Source organism: Arthrobacter sp. H5 (assembly GCF_000520595.1).
Taxonomy (GTDB): domain Bacteria; phylum Actinomycetota; class Actinomycetes; order Actinomycetales; family Micrococcaceae; genus Arthrobacter_D.
This window is the reverse complement of the sequence record NZ_KI915019.1, coordinates 97,964-113,700: the sequence shown is the minus strand read 5'-3', so window position 1 is coordinate 113,700 and position 15,737 is coordinate 97,964. Positions and strand designations below refer to the sequence as shown.

Here is a 15,737-nt window from a genome sequence, read left to right as displayed (position 1 = left end):
CGGAGAACGGTCTGCGAGCGGTTTTCAGCCGCAGGCTTTCGCCCGTCCTGCTCCGGGTCCGGGGATGTTGCGCCAGCGGAAACTGTCCTGTGTGCCTGATCGTCCGCGCTCACTGGTTCTCCTCCGCGCTGTGCGTTGTGGGCTCTGATGCTGCGCGCCGTCCGTGCTGCGCGCCGTCGTCGTCGTTCGCGCTGTCTGTTGCCACGGCGGCTGCGGACTTCTGTGTCAATGCGTCCTCCGCGGTGGTGCCAGCCATCATGAGGCCCAGCACATCGCGGGAGGTGTTTCCCGGCACTATGCCCATCAGCTCTCCCCCGTGAAGAACGGCAATGCGGTCCGCCAGTTCGCTGATTTCATCCAGCTCGGTGGACACGATCATGACCGGGGTGCCGCCGTCGCGCTCTTTGACGATGCGCTTGTGCAGAAACTCGATGGAGCCAACGTCCACGCCGCGGGTGGGCTGGGATGCGATGAACAGGTTAAGGGGCCTGGACAGCTCCCTCGCGAGGACCACCTTCTGCTGGTTTCCGCCGGACAGGGTGCTCACTGCTGCCTCCGCCGATTGCGTGCGAACGTCAAACTCTGCAACCTTCTCGACGGCGTTCTGCAACACGACCGACGGTTTCATGGCCATGCCCTTGGCGAAGGGTGGCTCGTTGTACCAGTTGAGGATCATGTTCTCGGCAATGGAGAAGCTGCCCACGAGGCCATCGATCTTGCGGTCTTCTGGAACAAACCCCACCCCTTCCCGGATGATGTCCTTGACCTTCATACCCAGCAGTTCCCTGCCCTTGAGGGTCACTGATCCTGTGGCGTGCGGGTGGAGGCCGAGGATCGCCTCCGTGAGCTCGGTCTGCCCGTTGCCCTGCACACCGGCGATGGCGAGGATCTCGCCTTCGGAAATATCAAAGCTGACGTTGTTCACCAGCCTCTGGCCGCTCGGCGCCGCCACTGTCAGGTTTCGCACCTGGAAGGTCTGCTCCCCGGGGGTGGCCGGGGCCTTATGAAGGTTCAGGCTGACCTGCCGGCCCACCATCATCGACGCGAGGTCGCTGGTGCTGGCGGTTGGCTCCACCGTGCCCACCACGGCTCCGCGGCGGATCACGGTGATGATGTCGGAGACCGCTTTGACCTCACGCAGCTTGTGGGAGATAAAGACGATTGCGGTGCCGTTGCCTTTGAGTTCCTCGATGATCTGGATGAGTTCATCGGTTTCCTGCGGCGTCAGGACGGCGGTGGGTTCGTCCAGGATCAGGACTTCGGCCTTGCGTACCAGTGCCTTGATGATCTCGACGCGCTGCTGTACGCCCACCGGAAGATCCTCGATCAGGGCGTCCGGATCGACATTGAAACCGTAGCGGTCGGAGATTTCCCTGATCTTAGCGCGGGTCTTTTCCAGGTCCAGCAGGCCTCCGGCACGGGTGTATTCATCGCCAAGCGCGACGTTCTCCGCCACCGTAAATACCGGAATCAACATGAAGTGCTGGTGCACCATGCCGATCCCAGCGGCCATGGCATCCCCTGGTCCCCTGAAGGTCACCGGCTGGCCGTCAACCAGAATGCGGCCCTCGGTCGGTTCATACAGGCCGTAGAGCACGTTCATCAAGGTCGATTTGCCGGCACCGTTCTCACCGAGAAGGCAATGCACTTCGCCGGGATTGACCACCAAATCTATGCTGTCATTGGCAACGAGGGATCCAAAACGTTTGGTGATTCCCTGCAGTTCGAGTTTCACAACCCTAACCAACCTGTCCTCTTATGGGATGCGCGCAAGCCGTCGAGCGCGCCATCAACTGCTGTCAGTTCAACCGTAACGCGAAACACGCCGCCTGCTCCGGGGGGGATTTGTTGACCCTCCAATGGAGCGGGCGGCGCGTTCAACTACGTGATTGTAGCGGGACTACTGGGGGCTGGCTTCTGACTCCACAGTCACTTCACCGGCGATGATGGCTGCCTGAAGTTCTTCCAGTTCGGCCTTCAGTTCATCCGACACAGCGTCTTCCTGATCGTGGAACGGCGCGAGCGCAACACCGCCGTTTTCCAGCGTCCCGACGTAGGGCTCGTTGCTGAAGTTGTCTTCGACATCCTCGGAAATGACCTGCTCAACTGCCTCGCCCATCAGCTTCATCACTGACGAGAGAATGTATTCGGTGCCGGACTCAACCGTCAGGAATCCATCGGAGTCAACCCAAATAACCTTGGCCGTACCGTCTTCGGCGTTGGCTTCCTCAACGGCCTCGATGGTGCCGAGACCCACGGGTCCCGCCACCGGCATGATGATGTCGGCGCCCTCGTTGATGAAGTTCTCTGTGTTGGTCTTGCCTGCTGCCTGGTTCACGAAGTCACCGACAAACGTTCCGGTCTGTGCTTCCTTGTCCCAGCCGAGCAGTTGGACATCGGCGTCCTTCTGCTCGTTGTAGTAGGTAACACCGTCAGCGAACCCGTCCATGAAGATGGTGACGGTGGGGATCTGGATGCCGCCGTAGGTGGCAACGGTTCCGGTCTCGGAGGTGCCTGCCGCGAGGTAACCGGCGAGGAACGCGGCCTGGGCCGTGTCATAGATGATGGGCTTCACGTTGGGAAGGTCGATCTGGCTGTCATCGACAATGGCGAAGTTGGTGTCCGGGTTGGCCTCGGCTGCTTCTGCAGTGGTGGCGGACAGCAGGAATCCGACGGTGACGATCAGGTCGCAGCCGCTGGTGACCATCGAGTTGACGTTCGGAGTGAAGTCGGTCTCGGCCTGGGACTCGGCCTGCTGGATCTCGATACCGAGGGATTCCTCGGCAGCCAGGATGCCTTCATAGCTGGACTGGTTGAACGACTGGTCGTCAAAGCCGCCCGAGTCGGAAACAATGCAGCCGGTGTAATCGACCGGCTCGGCTGCGGGTTCGCTTGCTCCGCCCCCGTTGTCGGCCGGCGGCGCAGCGCCACAGCCTGCCAACAGGAGCGCTGTTGCGCCCAGGGCCGCCGCGGACATGCCGGTGCGGCGCTTGATGAAGCTCCGTGAATTCTTCAATGTTCCTCCAGAAAAGAAAATTAGCCCCACGACTGAAGATTTCAATGAGTGTCCGTTTGCAATGCACGCTTGCGTGATTGAAGCTCTGTTTTCACTGATTTTTTCGTGGCGCCGGCCCCGCCGTTGGCGTGACTCGATGATGAGCTTACTCTAACCGCGAGTGACGGGGCACACTACCAAAGGCACGGCCGTGAAACACATCGTTCAGCTTTTGTTACCTGCGGGTACGCAACGGCCGAGATCACCCCGTGTGCGGGGTGACCTCGGCTATCGGGGGTGACTTCGGCCTGCGGGGATCAGCGTGCGTCCGCCGGTTCGCGGCTCCATGTCTCGGCGAGGTGCGACAGCGACGCGACCCGCGTGCCGACGTCGTACGTGGTTCCGGTGATCATCAGCTCGTTGACGCCGGTTAGCTCCACCAGTTCATCCAGCCGTGCAGTGACCTGTTCCGGTGTACCCACCGACTTGATGGCAGGAAGGCGGTCGAGCATCAAACGCTCCTGATCGGTGAACGGCCGGTCTGCCTCTTCAGGCGACACGATGGGCGCCGGTTGGCCGGATCGCAGGGAGAGCGCCATGATCCGGGCGGGACCGGCAAGGAAGTGCGCCTCCTCCTCCGTCCCGGCGGTTAGCGCGGAGGTCGCGAGCATCGCGTAGGGTTCGGCGAGCGCCGGTGATGCCTGGAAGTTTGAGCGGTACAACCGCATGATTGCGCCCGGGTCCTCGTTGCCGAAATGGTGGGCGTAGCTGTAGCGAAGTCCCAGCATGCCTGCCAGCTGCGCCGAGTAGCCGCTGGATCCGAGCAGCCAGACATCGGGCGACGACGACGGCGCGGGCGTGGCTGCCAGCCTCATCGGGCGGTCGGGCGTGCGGTTGTCCCCGAGAAGGGCCATGACTTCCAGGACATGCTGCGGGAATTCCTCGACTCCCAGTCCGTCGGTCTGCCGGCGCAGGGCCATAGCGGTTGCCTGGTCGGTTCCGGGTGCCCGGCCGATCCCTAGGTCAATCCGCCCGGGGTGCAGTGCTTCCAGCAGTGCGAACTGTTCGGCGACCACAAACGGTGCGTGGTTGGGCAGCATGACGCCGCCGGAGCCAAGCCGGATCCTCGCGGTGTTCGCCGCAAGATGGGCGATCAGCACCGCCGGACTGGTCGACGCCACCGAGGGCATGTTGTGGTGCTCGGCCACCCAGAAGCGGTGGAAGCCCAGCCGGTCCGCTTCCTGGGCCAGGACCGTGCTGTCGGCGAGGGCCTGGGCACTGGTGCGGTCCTTGCCGACGGTGGCGAGGTCGAGGACGGACAGCGGGACACGGGAGGAAAGGGAGTTGCTCACGTTGGCGTAACTCCGGCGCCGTCCCGGAGATTCCCGATGCGCTCATTCCTGCAGCCGCCGCATCCACTGTGCGGAAATAACCAGATTTCGGACCCGAAAAGGTCATTTCCGCACAGTCGATGGGTGATTAGTGCCGCAGCCCCAGCACCGCCCGCAGCGCCGCGGCGGTCATCACACGGACCCCGCAGCCGATTGCGTGCTCGTCCGGCGCGTAGTCCCCCCGGTGCAGATCGAAGGTTTCGCCGCCCCGTGTCCGCGTGCCCAGCCTCATCATGGCGCCGGGAACCTCCTGGGTCATCCAGGCGAAATCTTCGCCGCCCATGGACTGCGGAGTCAGCACGACGGCGTCGGGCCCAAGTTCGGCGCGGGCCGCGGCTTCGATCAATCCGGTCTCGGCTTCCGAGTTGATGACCGGCGGCACTCCCCGGATGTGCTCGATCTTGACGTCCACCCCAAAGGGAGCAGCGATCTGACGCACCGTGTGATCCAGCAGGTCCCCCGCCGACTCCCAGGCTTCGCCGTCCAGGCAGCGCATGGTTCCCGCCATAAAGCCGTGGGCGGGAATGGCGTTGGGCGCAGAACCCGCATGGATCTGTCCCCAGACCACCGAGACGGCGCTGCGCACATCGATCCGGCGCGCCAGTACAGCAGGAACGTTGGCTGCGATGTGCGCCAGCGCAAACACCACGTCCTCAGTAAGGTGCGGCCGTGAGGTGTGTCCTCCCCTGCCGGTCAGCTCCACCCGGACCGTGTCCGATGCCGAAGTGATGGCGCCGATGCGTGTGCCAACAAGGCCCACGTCAATACGGGGGTCGCAGTGCAGGGCAAGGATCCGCGGCACATCCCTGAGTACGCCCTGGGAGATGACGTCCAGCGCACCGCCGGGGATGATTTCCTCAGCTGGTTGGAAAATAACCCGGACCGATCCGCGCATGGGTGAGTCCGCATGCAGCTTTCCGAGAACCAGCGCGACGCCGAGCATCACCGTGGTGTGGACGTCGTGCCCGCAGGCGTGCGCTATTCCCGTGTTCGAAGAGGCGTATGGCAGTCCCGTCTCTTCGAGGATGGGCAACGCATCGATGTCTGCGCGCAACCCCAGGCGGAGAGGTCCGTCTCCGATGTCCACATACAGTCCCGAGTTTTCGAGCCGAACCGGGCGCAGGCCAGCCAGTTCCAGCCGCTCAACCAGCTGGTCGGTGGTGCGGTACTCCTTGTGGGACAGTTCCGGATGCGCGTGAATATCGCGCCTGAAACGGGTCAACTCGTCCAGCATGGGAGCCACCCACACGCCAATGTGGGGAACGGTCAACGTCTCGGTGGGGGTTCTTTGCACGGGACCAAGCTTACTGTTTCTGCGGGCACTACAGGACATCAATATCGCCGCTTGCGCGGAGGGCTTCGACAGCTTTTTTTACTTCCTGTGCGTGCTCTTTAGTGGTCACCAAAAGTGCGTCGGGGGTGTCCACAATAACGACGTCGTCAATCCCGATCAGCGCGATCACCCGCTTGGTGTCGGAGACAACAATGCCCGAGGCGTTCTCGGAAAAGACCCTCGCACCCTCGCCCATTACTGTGAGTTCGCTGTTTTCCATGGCGGGGTTCAGGCGGCCAATGGCGGCGAAGTCCCCCACGTCGTCCCAGCTGAAATCGCCCGGGATCATGGCAACGTCCCCGGCAGCCGCCGCCGGCTCCGCGACCGCATAGTCAATAGCGGTCTTTGGCAGGGACGGCCACACCCGGCGGGCCACCTCCACCCGGGACGGAGTGTCCCAGGCCTCGGCAATTTCGGTGAGGCCGGCGTACAACAAGGGCTCATTGGCCTCGAGGTGTTTCAGCATCAAGGCCACTGGGGCCACAAACATGCCGGCGTTCCAGCTGTACTTGCCGCTGTCCAAATACTCACGGGCAACACCCACCGAAGGTTTCTCGACAAACTCGACCACCGAGTGCGCTGAGGGCGCACCCTCTATTAACAGCGGATCGCCGGCCCGGATATAGCCGAAGCCGGTGGATGGGTGGGTTGGCCGGATGCCGATGGTCACAATGTAACCCTCTGCGGCGGTATGGATGGCCTCACGCACGGCTGCCTGAAACACCTCCGCCGGGGCAATGACCTGGTCCGCCGCGAAGGAACCCATGATGATATCCGGGTCCCGCTTAAACAAGATGGCCGCGGCTAGGCCAATGGCCGCGCCGGAATCCTTCGGCTCGCTCTCCAGCACCAGGTTGGAGTCCTTGATTTCCGGCAACTGTTTGAGCACTGCCCGGCGGTGGACCTTTCCAGTGACCACCATGATGCGGTCACCGCAGAGCGGACGCAGCCGATCGTAGGTGGCACGGATCAGTGTGCTGCCGGACCCGGTGAGGTCATGCAGGAATTTTGGCGCGGCCGCCCTGGACAGTGGCCAGAGGCGGGTGCCCGTTCCACCGGCGGGAATGACGCCGTGGAAACGATCGAACACACTGCTTGGGGTATGGGCGTGCGCCCTTTCAGTACTCATCAGTTCCACGTTAGACCAGCGCGCCCAATCCGCGCCGTAGGATGACGAAGCCACCGGACCCGCGCAGGTTTCCCGTAGCTGTTAACAAGGTCACAAGGTAGGAATGCCTAAATTGAACACTGCCTGCCCCCGGCCTAGATTAGGCTTGAGCAAAGATCGCTTTCGCACCGGCGTCCTATCTGCGTGGCAAACACGCTAACGCCAAGCGACACAGGGAGGTTTTCAGTGTCGAAGACACCAGCAGGCACCCTCTACCGCGGCCGTGAAGGCATGTGGTCGTGGGTTGCCCATCGAATTACCGGCGTAGTGATCTTCTTTTTCCTTCTGGTCCACGTCCTGGATACCTCATTGGTGCGTGTCTCCCCCGAGGCGTATGACGCCGTGATCGGCTCCTACAAGAATCCCATCATGGGGCTCGGCGAGCTGGGACTCGTTGGCGCGATTGTCTTCCATGCGTTTAATGGTCTCCGCGTCATCCTGATTGACTTCTGGAAGAAGGGGCCCAAATACCAGCGGCAGATGCTGTGGGGTGTTGTGGGGCTCTGGCTGGTCACCATGATTGCGTTCTCCATCCGTCATCTCGCAGTTGTCTTTGGAGGTTAGAAGTCATGGCCGTTCCCACAATTGACGCTCCCCGCTCGGGCCGCGTTTCCCCGCAGTACAAGCGCACCGGCACGTCCAAAGGCAATTTCGAGATGCTCGCCTGGCTGTTCATGCGGGTGTCCGGAATTGTTCTGGTGGTCCTGATCTTCGTCCACCTCTGGCTCAACCTGATCGACGGCGACGGCATCAAGGGAATCGACTTTGGCTTTGTGGCCGGTAAATGGGCCGATCCCGTCTGGCAGATCTGGGATCTGGTAATGCTCTGGCTGGCGATGCTGCACGGCACCAACGGCGTACGCACCATCATCAATGACTACGCGGAAAAAGATTCCACCCGATTCTGGCTTAAGAGCGTTCTGTACTCGGCCACCGTAGTGATCATCGTCCTCGGGACCCTGGTGATCTTCACCTTTGACCCCTGCCCTGTGATTGACGGAGTTGCGCACGTGGCGGATTACTGCCCTGCGCCGTAGCCGCCGGTACTGCCGCGGCGTTCGTCCGCGGCAAACATAGGATCAACAGAAAGAGCAAAAGGTATGCAGGTCCATAAGTACGACGTCGTCATTGTGGGCGCAGGCGGCGCAGGTATGCGCGCCGCGATCGAATCCGGCCAGCGCGCACGGACCGCTGTACTGACCAAGCTCTATCCCACCCGCTCCCATACGGGAGCAGCCCAAGGCGGAATGTGTGCGGCTTTGGCCAACGTGGAGGAAGACAACTGGGAATGGCACACCTTCGACACGATCAAGGGCGGCGACTACCTGGTAGACCAGGACGCCGCCGAGATCATGGCCAAGGAGGCCATTGACGCGGTGCTGGACCTGGAGAAGATGGGCCTGCCGTTCAACCGCACTCCCGAAGGACGCATCGACCAGCGTCGTTTCGGCGGCCACACCCGTGACCACGGTAAGGCACCTGTCCGCCGCGCCTGCTACGCCGCGGACCGCACCGGTCACATGATTCTGCAGACGCTGTACCAAAACTGCGTCAAGCACAATGTCGAATTCTTCAACGAGTACTACGTACTGGACCTTCTGACCGTAGAGGAGGAGATCGATGGGAAACTGCAGAAGCGGGTTGCCGGCGTCGTCTCTTATGACTTGGCCTCCGGTGAGCTGCACGTCTTCCAGGCCAAGTCCATAGTGTTTGCTTCAGGCGGAGTGGGCAAGGTTTACAAAACCACTTCCAACGCCCACACGCTGACCGGCGACGGCATGGGCATCGCGTTTCGCCGCGGCATCCCGCTGGAGGACATGGAGTTCTTCCAGTTCCACCCGACGGGCCTCGCCGGGCTGGGAATCCTCCTTTCGGAAGCCGCCCGCGGAGAAGGCGCCATCCTGCGCAACTCCGAGGGTGAACGGTTCATGGAACGCTACGCCCCAACCATCAAAGACCTCGCGCCGCGTGACATTGTGGCCCGGTCCATGGCCAATGAGGTGCGTGAAGGACGCGGGTGCGGCCCCAATAAGGACTACGTCCTGCTGGACCTGACCCATCTTGAGCCTGCTCACATCGATGCCAAGCTCCCCGACATCACGGAGTTTGCCCGAACGTATCTTGGGGTGGAGCCTTACACCGAGCCCGTTCCAGTGTTTCCCACCGCGCACTACGCAATGGGTGGAATCCCCACCAACATCTCGGCAGAGGTCCTTCAGGACAACACCACGGTGGTTCCCGGGCTGTACGCCGCCGGCGAGGTTGCCTGCGTCTCCGTGCACGGGTCAAACCGGTTGGGTACCAACTCGTTGCTGGACATCAACGTCTTCGGCAAGCGGGCCGGCATTGCCGCCGCCGAGTACGCGCAAACTGCGGAATTTGTGGAGATCCCGGATAGCCCGTTGGTGGAAACCGAACGGCTGCTGGACACAATGCGCAGCTCCGAGGGAGGCGAACGTGTGGCCCAGATCCGCAAGGAACTGCAGGACATCATGGACGCCAACGTGCAGGTGTTCCGCACCGAGAAAACCCTCAAGGAAGCGCTGAGCGTCATAGACAACCTTGAGGAACGCTACACACGTGTCACCGTGCAGGACAAGGGTAAACGGTTCAACCTGGACCTCCTCGAAGCAGTGGAGCTGGGCTTCCTGCTGGACATGGCCAAGGTCATGACTGCTGCCGCGCTGCACCGCAAGGAGTCCCGCGGCGGACACTTCCGCGAAGACTTCCCGGAGCGGGACGACAAGAACTTCATGACCCATTCCATGGCCTACAAGGATCCCAGTAAGACTGACACCTCCGGTGTTCGCCTTGAGACCAAGCCTGTTGTCTTTACCCGATACCAGCCTATGGAGCGTAAGTACTGATGAGCACCGAAACAGCTGAGAAAGAGCCGGCCTCCAAGGTTGATCTGGCCCCCGGCATAGGTGGAGGCGGAGAAATCCCCACCTTCGATGTCACCCTCAAAGTCAGGCGCTATAACCCCGAGGTCTCTGACGAGGTTCACTGGGACGAGTGGCAGCTGACCATGTACGGCACGGACCGTGTGCTCGACGCCCTGCACAAGGTCAAGTGGGAACACGACGGCACAGTCTCGTTCCGCCGCTCCTGCGCCCACGGTGTCTGCGGTTCCGACGCGATGCGGATCAACGGCCGCAACCGGCTTGCCTGCAAGACCCTGCTGAAAGATCTGGACACGTCCAAGCCCATCCTGGTGGAGCCCATCAAGGGCCTTCCGGTGGAGAAGGACCTGATTGTGGACATGGAGCCGTTCTTCCAGTCCTACCGTGAGATCATGCCGTTTTTGGTGAACAAGGGCCATGAGCCGACCAAGGAACGCCTGCAGTCCGCCGAGGAGCGCGAACGCTACGACGACACCACAAAGTGCATCCTCTGCGCAGCGTGCACGTCATCCTGCCCGGTCTTCTGGACTGACGGACAGTACTTCGGTCCGGCAGCAATCGTTAACGCCCACCGCTTCATCTTTGACTCGCGGGATGATGCAGGCGACATGCGCCTGGAAATCCTCAACGACAAAGAGGGCGTGTGGCGCTGCCGCACCACGTTCAACTGCACTGAAGCATGCCCCCGTGGCATCCAGGTCACGCAGGCCATTGCAGAGGTCAAGCAGGCAATTCTCACGCGCAAGATCTAAACGAGCCGGCACCCTCCGCTGCCCCCTCCAGCCACGCCTTCGGGCCAGCCGGAGGGTGCTAGGAGCGGTTCGCCGCCCTGCTTTGCTGCCGCAGCGAAAGGTTGTGGCGCGGTGGGACCCCCGCCTCGGCGTCGGCCTTCCCGATCGCGCCCCATGCCGCGGCCAGCAGGTACACCTGGCTGAGCAGGAAGAACCAGACAAACAGCCCGAGGATGACGGCGAACGGTGCCAGCAGCGCGTTGCCCCGGTCCACGTTCCCAAGCAGCAGCGTACTGAAGGTCCGCAGCAGGGTGCTGCCGGCCGCTGCGATCAGCGCCGCCTGAAACAGGTTCTTCCGGTGCATCTCGATGCCTGAGGCCCCGCGGAACAGGATCACCGCGACGGCGAGATCCAATACCAGCATCACGACGACTCCCGCGAACCAGGTGAATGGTCGGGCGGCGTCGCCAAATTGGAGCCAGTCGAACACCACGTCCAGCAGCGTGTTGGCGGCGAGGCCCACCACTGTGGTCAGGACCAGCGCAACCCCCAGCACCAGCAGCGTTCCCAGATCCTTGAGTTTCAGCAGGACGGGATTGACCACGACGGGGGGCAGGGCGAAGATTCCGCGCATGCCTTCCCGCACTCCCGCGATCCAGCCCAGGGCGGTAATCAGCGTGACGATTGTCGAGACGACCAACGCGACGCTCAGCCCTGTGTCGGCTGAGAACAGTTGGTCGGCAGTGACCAGGCCTCCGCTGGCGCCGTTATCGGGGTCGGTGTCGATTAAGCCTGGAGTGGTGGAGGCGACGGCGTCGACAATCACGTTCTGCAGCGCGACATTGCCCGAGACGACCAGCCCGAGAATGGAAATCCCTGCAATCAGGAGGGACGCGATGGAAAAGAACATCCGGTAGGCGATGCCGGCAGCCATCAGCGGGCCACGCCTGACGCTGTAGAGCTGAAAGACCCGGACTGGGCGGATGACGAACAGCCTGGCCAGGACGTAGGTCAGCGTTGCAACCAGAACAGGTGGGCCGCCGTCAGCGCCGCGTCTGGCCTTGCCTAGTTCACGCCTGGCGTCAATTACCTTGAGTTTGAGGTCGGCCAGGTCGCTGGGGTGCGGGGGGCTATCGGTCTGTTTCTTGGCCACTGCGACCGTCCGGGTGATGATCGACTTGGCCAAAGCTCAGCTCTTCCTTCAGTTTCCACACACCGGAGGTGTCGTGCTCGTACAGTCCCATGGTACGTACCGTGAAGGAAGCCTCGAAGCTGTGCAGCTGGTCCTCGGCGGAATCCATGCTCGCGTCGCTGACATCGTGGGCAACTGTGACATGGGGGTGGTAGGGAAATGCCAGTTCCCGCTCCAGCGGTCCCTGTTGAAGCCTCGTGTGCAGATCCACGCACGAGTCGAATCCTTCGGCCACATTGATATAGACCACGGGCGTGAGCGGCCGAAAGGTTCCGGTACTTTTCAGGGTGACCGGAAACTCCCGTTGGATCGTGGCCACGCTGCGCACGTGCGCTATGGTCGCGGGCCAGTCGGTGGCCGGCGTGGTGGTGATCAGGGTGATGTGCGGCGGTACGACGGCGGCCATCGGGTCGCCGAAGGACGCCCGCCATCGCTCGAGCTCCCCGGCAATGGGCTCCGGAACGGCGATGACCACGCCTACGCAGTCTTCGGCAACGCGCGGGTCGCTGGCGGGAACCGGTCGTCCGCAACGGATTTCGCTGATGCGCTGGATCATAATATTAGGGGGCACCTGCGGAGTCGTGTGTGTGCGCGGGAAGGAATCCGACTTTGGCGAAGACGTCCGCCAAGGTCACGGATGCAATGCTCCGCGCTTTCTCAGCTCCAACATTCAAGAGCCGGTCCAACTCCGCCTGATCGGCCAGCAGTTCCAGTGCGCGTGTCCTGATCGGTTCAAGATGATCCACCACAACGTCGGCGAGTTCGACTTTAAGATGGCCGTACATACGGCCTTCAAAGTGGCCGACCACGTCGTCAACGTTCTTGCCGGTCAGCAGGGAGTATATGGTGAGGAGGTTGGAGATGCCCGGCTTCTCCCCACGATCAAAGCGGATCTCTGCACCGTCATCCGTCACCGCCGATTTGATTCGCTTTGCTGTGACCTTTGGTTCATCCATGAGATTGATCAGTCCGCTGGGCGACCCTGCAGATTTGGACATTTTTGCCGTGGGATTCTGCAGATCGTAGATCTTGGCTGATTCCTTTTGGATGAACGGTTTGGGCACCACAAACACTGGGCCGAAGCGCGTATTGAACCGTTGCGCGAGGTCCCTGCTGAGTTCGACGTGCTGCCGCTGGTCCTCCCCCACCGGCACGCCCTCCGGCTGGTACAGCAGGATATCCGCGGCCTGCAGGATGGGATAGGTGAACAGGCCAACAGTCGTGGAATCCGCACCTTGCTTCAGCGATTTGTCCTTGAACTGGGTCATCCGCGACGCCTCGCCGAAGCCGGTAAGGCAGTTCAGCACCCAGGCGAGCTGCGCATGTTCGGGGACTTGAGACTGCACAAACAGCGTGCACTTCTCCACGTCGACGCCGGAGGCGATGTACTGAGCTGCGGTCACCCGGGTGCGCGATGCCAGTTCCGCCGGGTCCTGCGGAACCGTGATCGCGTGCAGATCGGGGATGAAGTAGATCGCGTCATATTCGTCCTGCATGCGCACCCAGTGGACTAGCGCCCCCAGGTAGTTGCCAAGGTGAAGCGAGCTTCCTGAGGGCTGCATTCCCGAAAGCACCCGCTGGCGGGGTGCCGGAACAGTGGAAGTGTTCATGTGCGAAGTCCTTGCAAAAGCTAGAGCTGGTAGTCAACTACCAGAGGGGCGTGGTCGGAGAAGCGGGTGTCCCAGGTTGGTGCGCGGTCGACGACGGCGCTTGTCGCCGCTGCCGCGAGCTTTGGGGTGGCCATCTGGTAGTCGATGCGCCAACCGGCGTCATTGTCGAAGGCCTGGCCGCGCCAGGACCACCAGGTGTACGGGCCATCAACTTCTCCGGCAAGTGTGCGGTGAACGTCCACGTAGCCGAACTCGTCACCGAAAAAGCGGTCGAAATAGGCGCGTTCTTCAGGCAGGAAACCGGCCCGCTTCACGTTGCCTTTCCAGTTTCGGATGTCCAGGGTGGTATGCCCGACGTTGAGGTCGCCCACAATCAGCGCATGATCGCGCGTCTGTCGCAGCTCCGGCATCCGCGCGCACATCAGGTCCAGGAACCGGTACTTGTCAACCTGTTTTGGGCTGGCCGCTTCGCCGGAGTGCACGTAGGCGCTGATCACGGTCAGGGATTCCCCGTTCACGTCGAAATCCGCCTCGACCCAGCGACCGGAGGTAGCGAAGTAGCCGTCACCGATGTGCTCCCGGGTGGCCGTAGGCGTAAGACGCGAGGCAATTGCCACGCCCGCGCGTCCCTTAGCCTCCGCTTCGGCGTGCAGGACGTGCCAGTTATCCCCCAAGAGTGTGCGGAGAACGTCATCAGGTGCCCGGACTTCCTGGAGGCACAGGATGTCTACCTCCCGTTCGGCCAGCCATTTGGCCATTCCCCGCTTGTAGGCGGCACGGACTCCGTTAACGTTGACCGTCGCAATGCGAAGCGCTGTGGGGTGTTTGGCGGTTACTGGGGTGGATGCCTGACTCACCCGATCCACCTTACCGGAGCGTCAGCCAACGACCGTGCCCTCCACAGGGCCGTCGTCGTCGTTCCTCTTCATCATGCTCCGCGCGTTATGGGACGTGATCTCAATGGTCTCCAGAGCCCGGTCGACCATGTCTTGATCTTGGCCCAAGTTATCCCGCACGACCCGGACCTGGACCTGCACAATCTTGAAGCTGTGGTCCAGTTTCAGGTCGCGTGCTGAGTTGTCCGTTGCATAGGTGCCTGTGCCGGTTCCTCCACCGGTCGTACGGTTGAATTCGTTGATCCGGGCTCCGGCCTTACGCGCCGCCGAGCGGAGGCTGAAAACCACGAAACTGAAGATGAGTAGCCATCCCAAGGAAACGATGACTACCAGCCAGCCGACCACATCATTCTGGTTCGATGCGAAGACCACCGCCACCAGGAAAACCACCAGCATGATGGCCATTCCGACGCTGCCCATCCTAAGACTGAGGCCTTTTCGTTCGGGCTTTGCGGTGTTTCCCAGTGGCTGCATAATCACATTGTCGCAAACCAGCCAGCAGCCCGTGGGGTCTTCCACCACGGGCGAACGGTTGCTAGGTTAAAAATGTATGCGGGATTACACCAATCCGTGACGATCACCACTCCGAAGTAACAGTATGCGTGGCCTTCCCGGCGCGCGACATTAACCGCACTATGGAGGAACTCCCAATGAACAAGACCACTCGTCTCCTCGCAGTACCAGCCCTTTCCATTGGCATGCTCGCCATGGCCGGCGCTCCCGCCATGGCCGACCACGCCAATGGTTCCTACACGGCCGAGTTCGGCCAGCTGAGCGGAACCACCGGAACAGCATCGTTCACGATGGACATCAATGATACGGAAGCCACTGTGAACCTGCAGGTTTCCGGCCTGGCCGAGACGTTCATGGACGGACCGTACCCGCACGTTCAGCACATTCACGGTGGCGCCGCAGGCGAATGCCCCACGGCCGACAATGATGAGAACGGTGACGGAATCGTCTCCACCACGGACGGCGCCGGTTCATACGGTGGAATCCTCACCACTCTGTCCACCAGCGGCGACACCAGCGCAGCTGCAGGTCTTGACCTGACACTGGGTGGCCAGGGCGGAAACTACAGCGTCGAGCGCACCTTCGAGATGAATAAAGAAACCCTGGATTCCCTCGAAGCCGGCACGGCAGTAGTAGTCATCCACGGTCTGGACCCAGCCACCGTGACCGCTACCGAAGAGGCGTTCAACGCTGAGAGCGATTTGGACCCAGCTCTGCCACTGGGTGCAACCTCGCCTGCACTGTGTGGCGTTGTGACTGCTTCGCAGATGGGCGCCATGCCTGAAGGTGGCGCTGACACCGGCGTTGCACAGGAGACCAACAACCTCGGAATGATCGCTCTGGGTGGAGGCCTCGTTCTGGCCGCTGCTGTAGGCGGCACCTACGTTGTTCGTCGCCGCGCAGCTGACCGCGCATAAGGACTGATCTGATTTTATGATCAGCTCTAAGAACGGCCGTCGCAGAGGCTTTGCAGTCTCTGCGGCGGCCGCCCTTCTGATACTCACC

Annotated in this window: 15 protein-coding genes; 5 read left to right on the top strand and 10 right to left on the bottom strand. The window is 61.9% G+C overall.

Features of this window, described 5'->3' with window-relative positions:
• Nucleotides 1-109: 109 nt before the first annotated feature.
• The 5 genes from Y708_RS26185 to Y708_RS0118270 all read right to left on the bottom strand — a co-directional run bounded on the left by Y708_RS26185 (nucleotide 110) and on the right by Y708_RS0118270 (nucleotide 6,848).
• Entirely contained in the window at nucleotides 110-1,735 is a 1,626-nt protein-coding gene (locus tag Y708_RS26185; RefSeq protein WP_051479157.1) for an ABC transporter ATP-binding protein, read from the bottom strand.
• Between the two features lie 165 nt (nucleotides 1,736-1,900).
• Entirely contained in the window at nucleotides 1,901-3,016 is a 1,116-nt protein-coding gene (locus tag Y708_RS0118285; protein ID WP_028281048.1) for a BMP family lipoprotein, read from the bottom strand.
• Nucleotides 3,017-3,312: 296 nt separating this feature from the next.
• Nucleotides 3,313-4,347 carry an LLM class flavin-dependent oxidoreductase gene (locus Y708_RS0118280; RefSeq protein ID WP_028281047.1) on the bottom strand — a complete coding sequence of 345 codons (1,035 nt, stop codon included), beginning with the start codon at nucleotides 4,345-4,347 and terminating at the stop codon, nucleotides 3,313-3,315.
• 127 nt (nucleotides 4,348-4,474) lie between these two features.
• A complete protein-coding gene (locus Y708_RS0118275) occupies nucleotides 4,475-5,620 on the bottom strand; it encodes an amidohydrolase (RefSeq protein ID WP_051479156.1) in 1,146 nt (381 codons plus the stop codon).
• A gap of 88 nt (nucleotides 5,621-5,708) precedes the next feature.
• Nucleotides 5,709-6,848: a mannose-1-phosphate guanylyltransferase gene (locus tag Y708_RS0118270; RefSeq protein ID WP_028281045.1), complete on the bottom strand. Its 1,140-nt coding sequence runs from the start codon at nucleotides 6,846-6,848 to the stop codon at nucleotides 5,709-5,711.
• Nucleotides 6,849-7,073: 225 nt separating this feature from the next.
• Here Y708_RS0118270 and sdhC point away from each other — a divergent pair, with 225 nt between their 5' ends.
• From sdhC to Y708_RS0118250, 4 genes are all read left to right on the top strand, one after another.
• The gene (gene sdhC, locus Y708_RS0118265; protein ID WP_028281044.1) at nucleotides 7,074-7,451 is read left to right on the top strand and encodes a succinate dehydrogenase, cytochrome b556 subunit; all 378 of its coding nucleotides are present in this window, start codon (nucleotides 7,074-7,076) and stop codon (nucleotides 7,449-7,451) included.
• A 5-nt stretch (nucleotides 7,452-7,456) separates the two neighbouring features.
• Nucleotides 7,457-7,924: a succinate dehydrogenase hydrophobic membrane anchor subunit gene (locus tag Y708_RS0118260; protein ID WP_028281043.1), complete on the top strand. Its 468-nt coding sequence runs from the start codon at nucleotides 7,457-7,459 to the stop codon at nucleotides 7,922-7,924.
• Nucleotides 7,925-7,987: 63 nt separating this feature from the next.
• Nucleotides 7,988-9,754, top strand: a complete 1,767-nt coding sequence (gene sdhA, locus Y708_RS0118255; RefSeq protein WP_028281042.1) for a succinate dehydrogenase flavoprotein subunit — start codon at nucleotides 7,988-7,990, stop codon at nucleotides 9,752-9,754.
• Nucleotides 9,754-10,542 (top strand): succinate dehydrogenase iron-sulfur subunit, encoded by a 789-nt coding sequence (locus Y708_RS0118250; protein ID WP_028281041.1) that lies wholly within the window; start codon nucleotides 9,754-9,756, stop codon nucleotides 10,540-10,542. Before sdhA ends, Y708_RS0118250 begins: the two co-directional genes overlap by 1 nt.
• Before the next feature lie 58 nt (nucleotides 10,543-10,600).
• On the opposite strand, the gene Y708_RS26180 is transcribed toward Y708_RS0118250, so the two are convergent.
• Genes Y708_RS26180 through Y708_RS0118225 form a run of 5 tightly spaced genes read right to left on the bottom strand, consistent with a single transcriptional unit; the run spans nucleotide 10,601 to nucleotide 14,639 of the window.
• Nucleotides 10,601-11,707, bottom strand: a complete 1,107-nt coding sequence (locus Y708_RS26180; protein ID WP_051479155.1) for a YihY/virulence factor BrkB family protein — start codon at nucleotides 11,705-11,707, stop codon at nucleotides 10,601-10,603.
• Nucleotides 11,652-12,284: a 2'-5' RNA ligase family protein gene (locus Y708_RS26175; RefSeq protein ID WP_253905875.1), complete on the bottom strand. Its 633-nt coding sequence runs from the start codon at nucleotides 12,282-12,284 to the stop codon at nucleotides 11,652-11,654. Before Y708_RS26175 ends, Y708_RS26180 begins: the two co-directional genes overlap by 56 nt.
• The gene (trpS, locus tag Y708_RS0118235; protein WP_028281040.1) at nucleotides 12,274-13,323 is read right to left on the bottom strand and encodes a tryptophan--tRNA ligase; all 1,050 of its coding nucleotides are present in this window, start codon (nucleotides 13,321-13,323) and stop codon (nucleotides 12,274-12,276) included. Before trpS ends, Y708_RS26175 begins: the two co-directional genes overlap by 11 nt.
• A 20-nt stretch (nucleotides 13,324-13,343) precedes the next feature.
• Entirely contained in the window at nucleotides 13,344-14,180 is an 837-nt protein-coding gene (locus tag Y708_RS0118230; RefSeq protein ID WP_051479154.1) for an exodeoxyribonuclease III, read from the bottom strand.
• Nucleotides 14,181-14,201: 21 nt separating this feature from the next.
• Nucleotides 14,202-14,639, bottom strand: a complete 438-nt coding sequence (locus tag Y708_RS0118225; protein WP_343212991.1) for a hypothetical protein — start codon at nucleotides 14,637-14,639, stop codon at nucleotides 14,202-14,204.
• Between the two features lie 230 nt (nucleotides 14,640-14,869).
• On the opposite strand from Y708_RS0118225, the gene Y708_RS0118220 reads away from it, so the two are divergent.
• Nucleotides 14,870-15,649, top strand: coding sequence for a CHRD domain-containing protein (locus Y708_RS0118220; RefSeq protein WP_028281037.1), 780 nt, complete (start codon nucleotides 14,870-14,872; stop codon nucleotides 15,647-15,649).
• Nucleotides 15,650-15,737: the final 88 nt, after the last annotated feature.

Excerpts from the sequence above, each read along its gene's own strand:
- Y708_RS0118275 (WP_051479156.1), bottom strand. The coding sequence starts at position 5,620 with ATGCTGGACGAGTTGACCCGTTTCAGGCGCGATATTCACGCGCATCCG.
- Y708_RS0118270 (WP_028281045.1), bottom strand. The coding sequence starts at position 6,848 with ATGAGTACTGAAAGGGCGCACGCCCATACCCCAAGCAGTGTGTTCGAT.
- Y708_RS0118260 (WP_028281043.1), top strand. The coding sequence starts at position 7,457 with ATGGCCGTTCCCACAATTGACGCTCCCCGCTCGGGCCGCGTTTCCCCG.
- sdhA (WP_028281042.1), top strand. The coding sequence starts at position 7,988 with ATGCAGGTCCATAAGTACGACGTCGTCATTGTGGGCGCAGGCGGCGCA.
- Y708_RS0118250 (WP_028281041.1), top strand. The coding sequence starts at position 9,754 with ATGAGCACCGAAACAGCTGAGAAAGAGCCGGCCTCCAAGGTTGATCTG.
- trpS (WP_028281040.1), bottom strand. The coding sequence starts at position 13,323 with ATGAACACTTCCACTGTTCCGGCACCCCGCCAGCGGGTGCTTTCGGGA.
- Y708_RS0118225 (WP_343212991.1), bottom strand. The coding sequence starts at position 14,639 with ATGGGCAGCGTCGGAATGGCCATCATGCTGGTGGTTTTCCTGGTGGCG.
- Y708_RS0118220 (WP_028281037.1), top strand. The coding sequence starts at position 14,870 with ATGAACAAGACCACTCGTCTCCTCGCAGTACCAGCCCTTTCCATTGGC.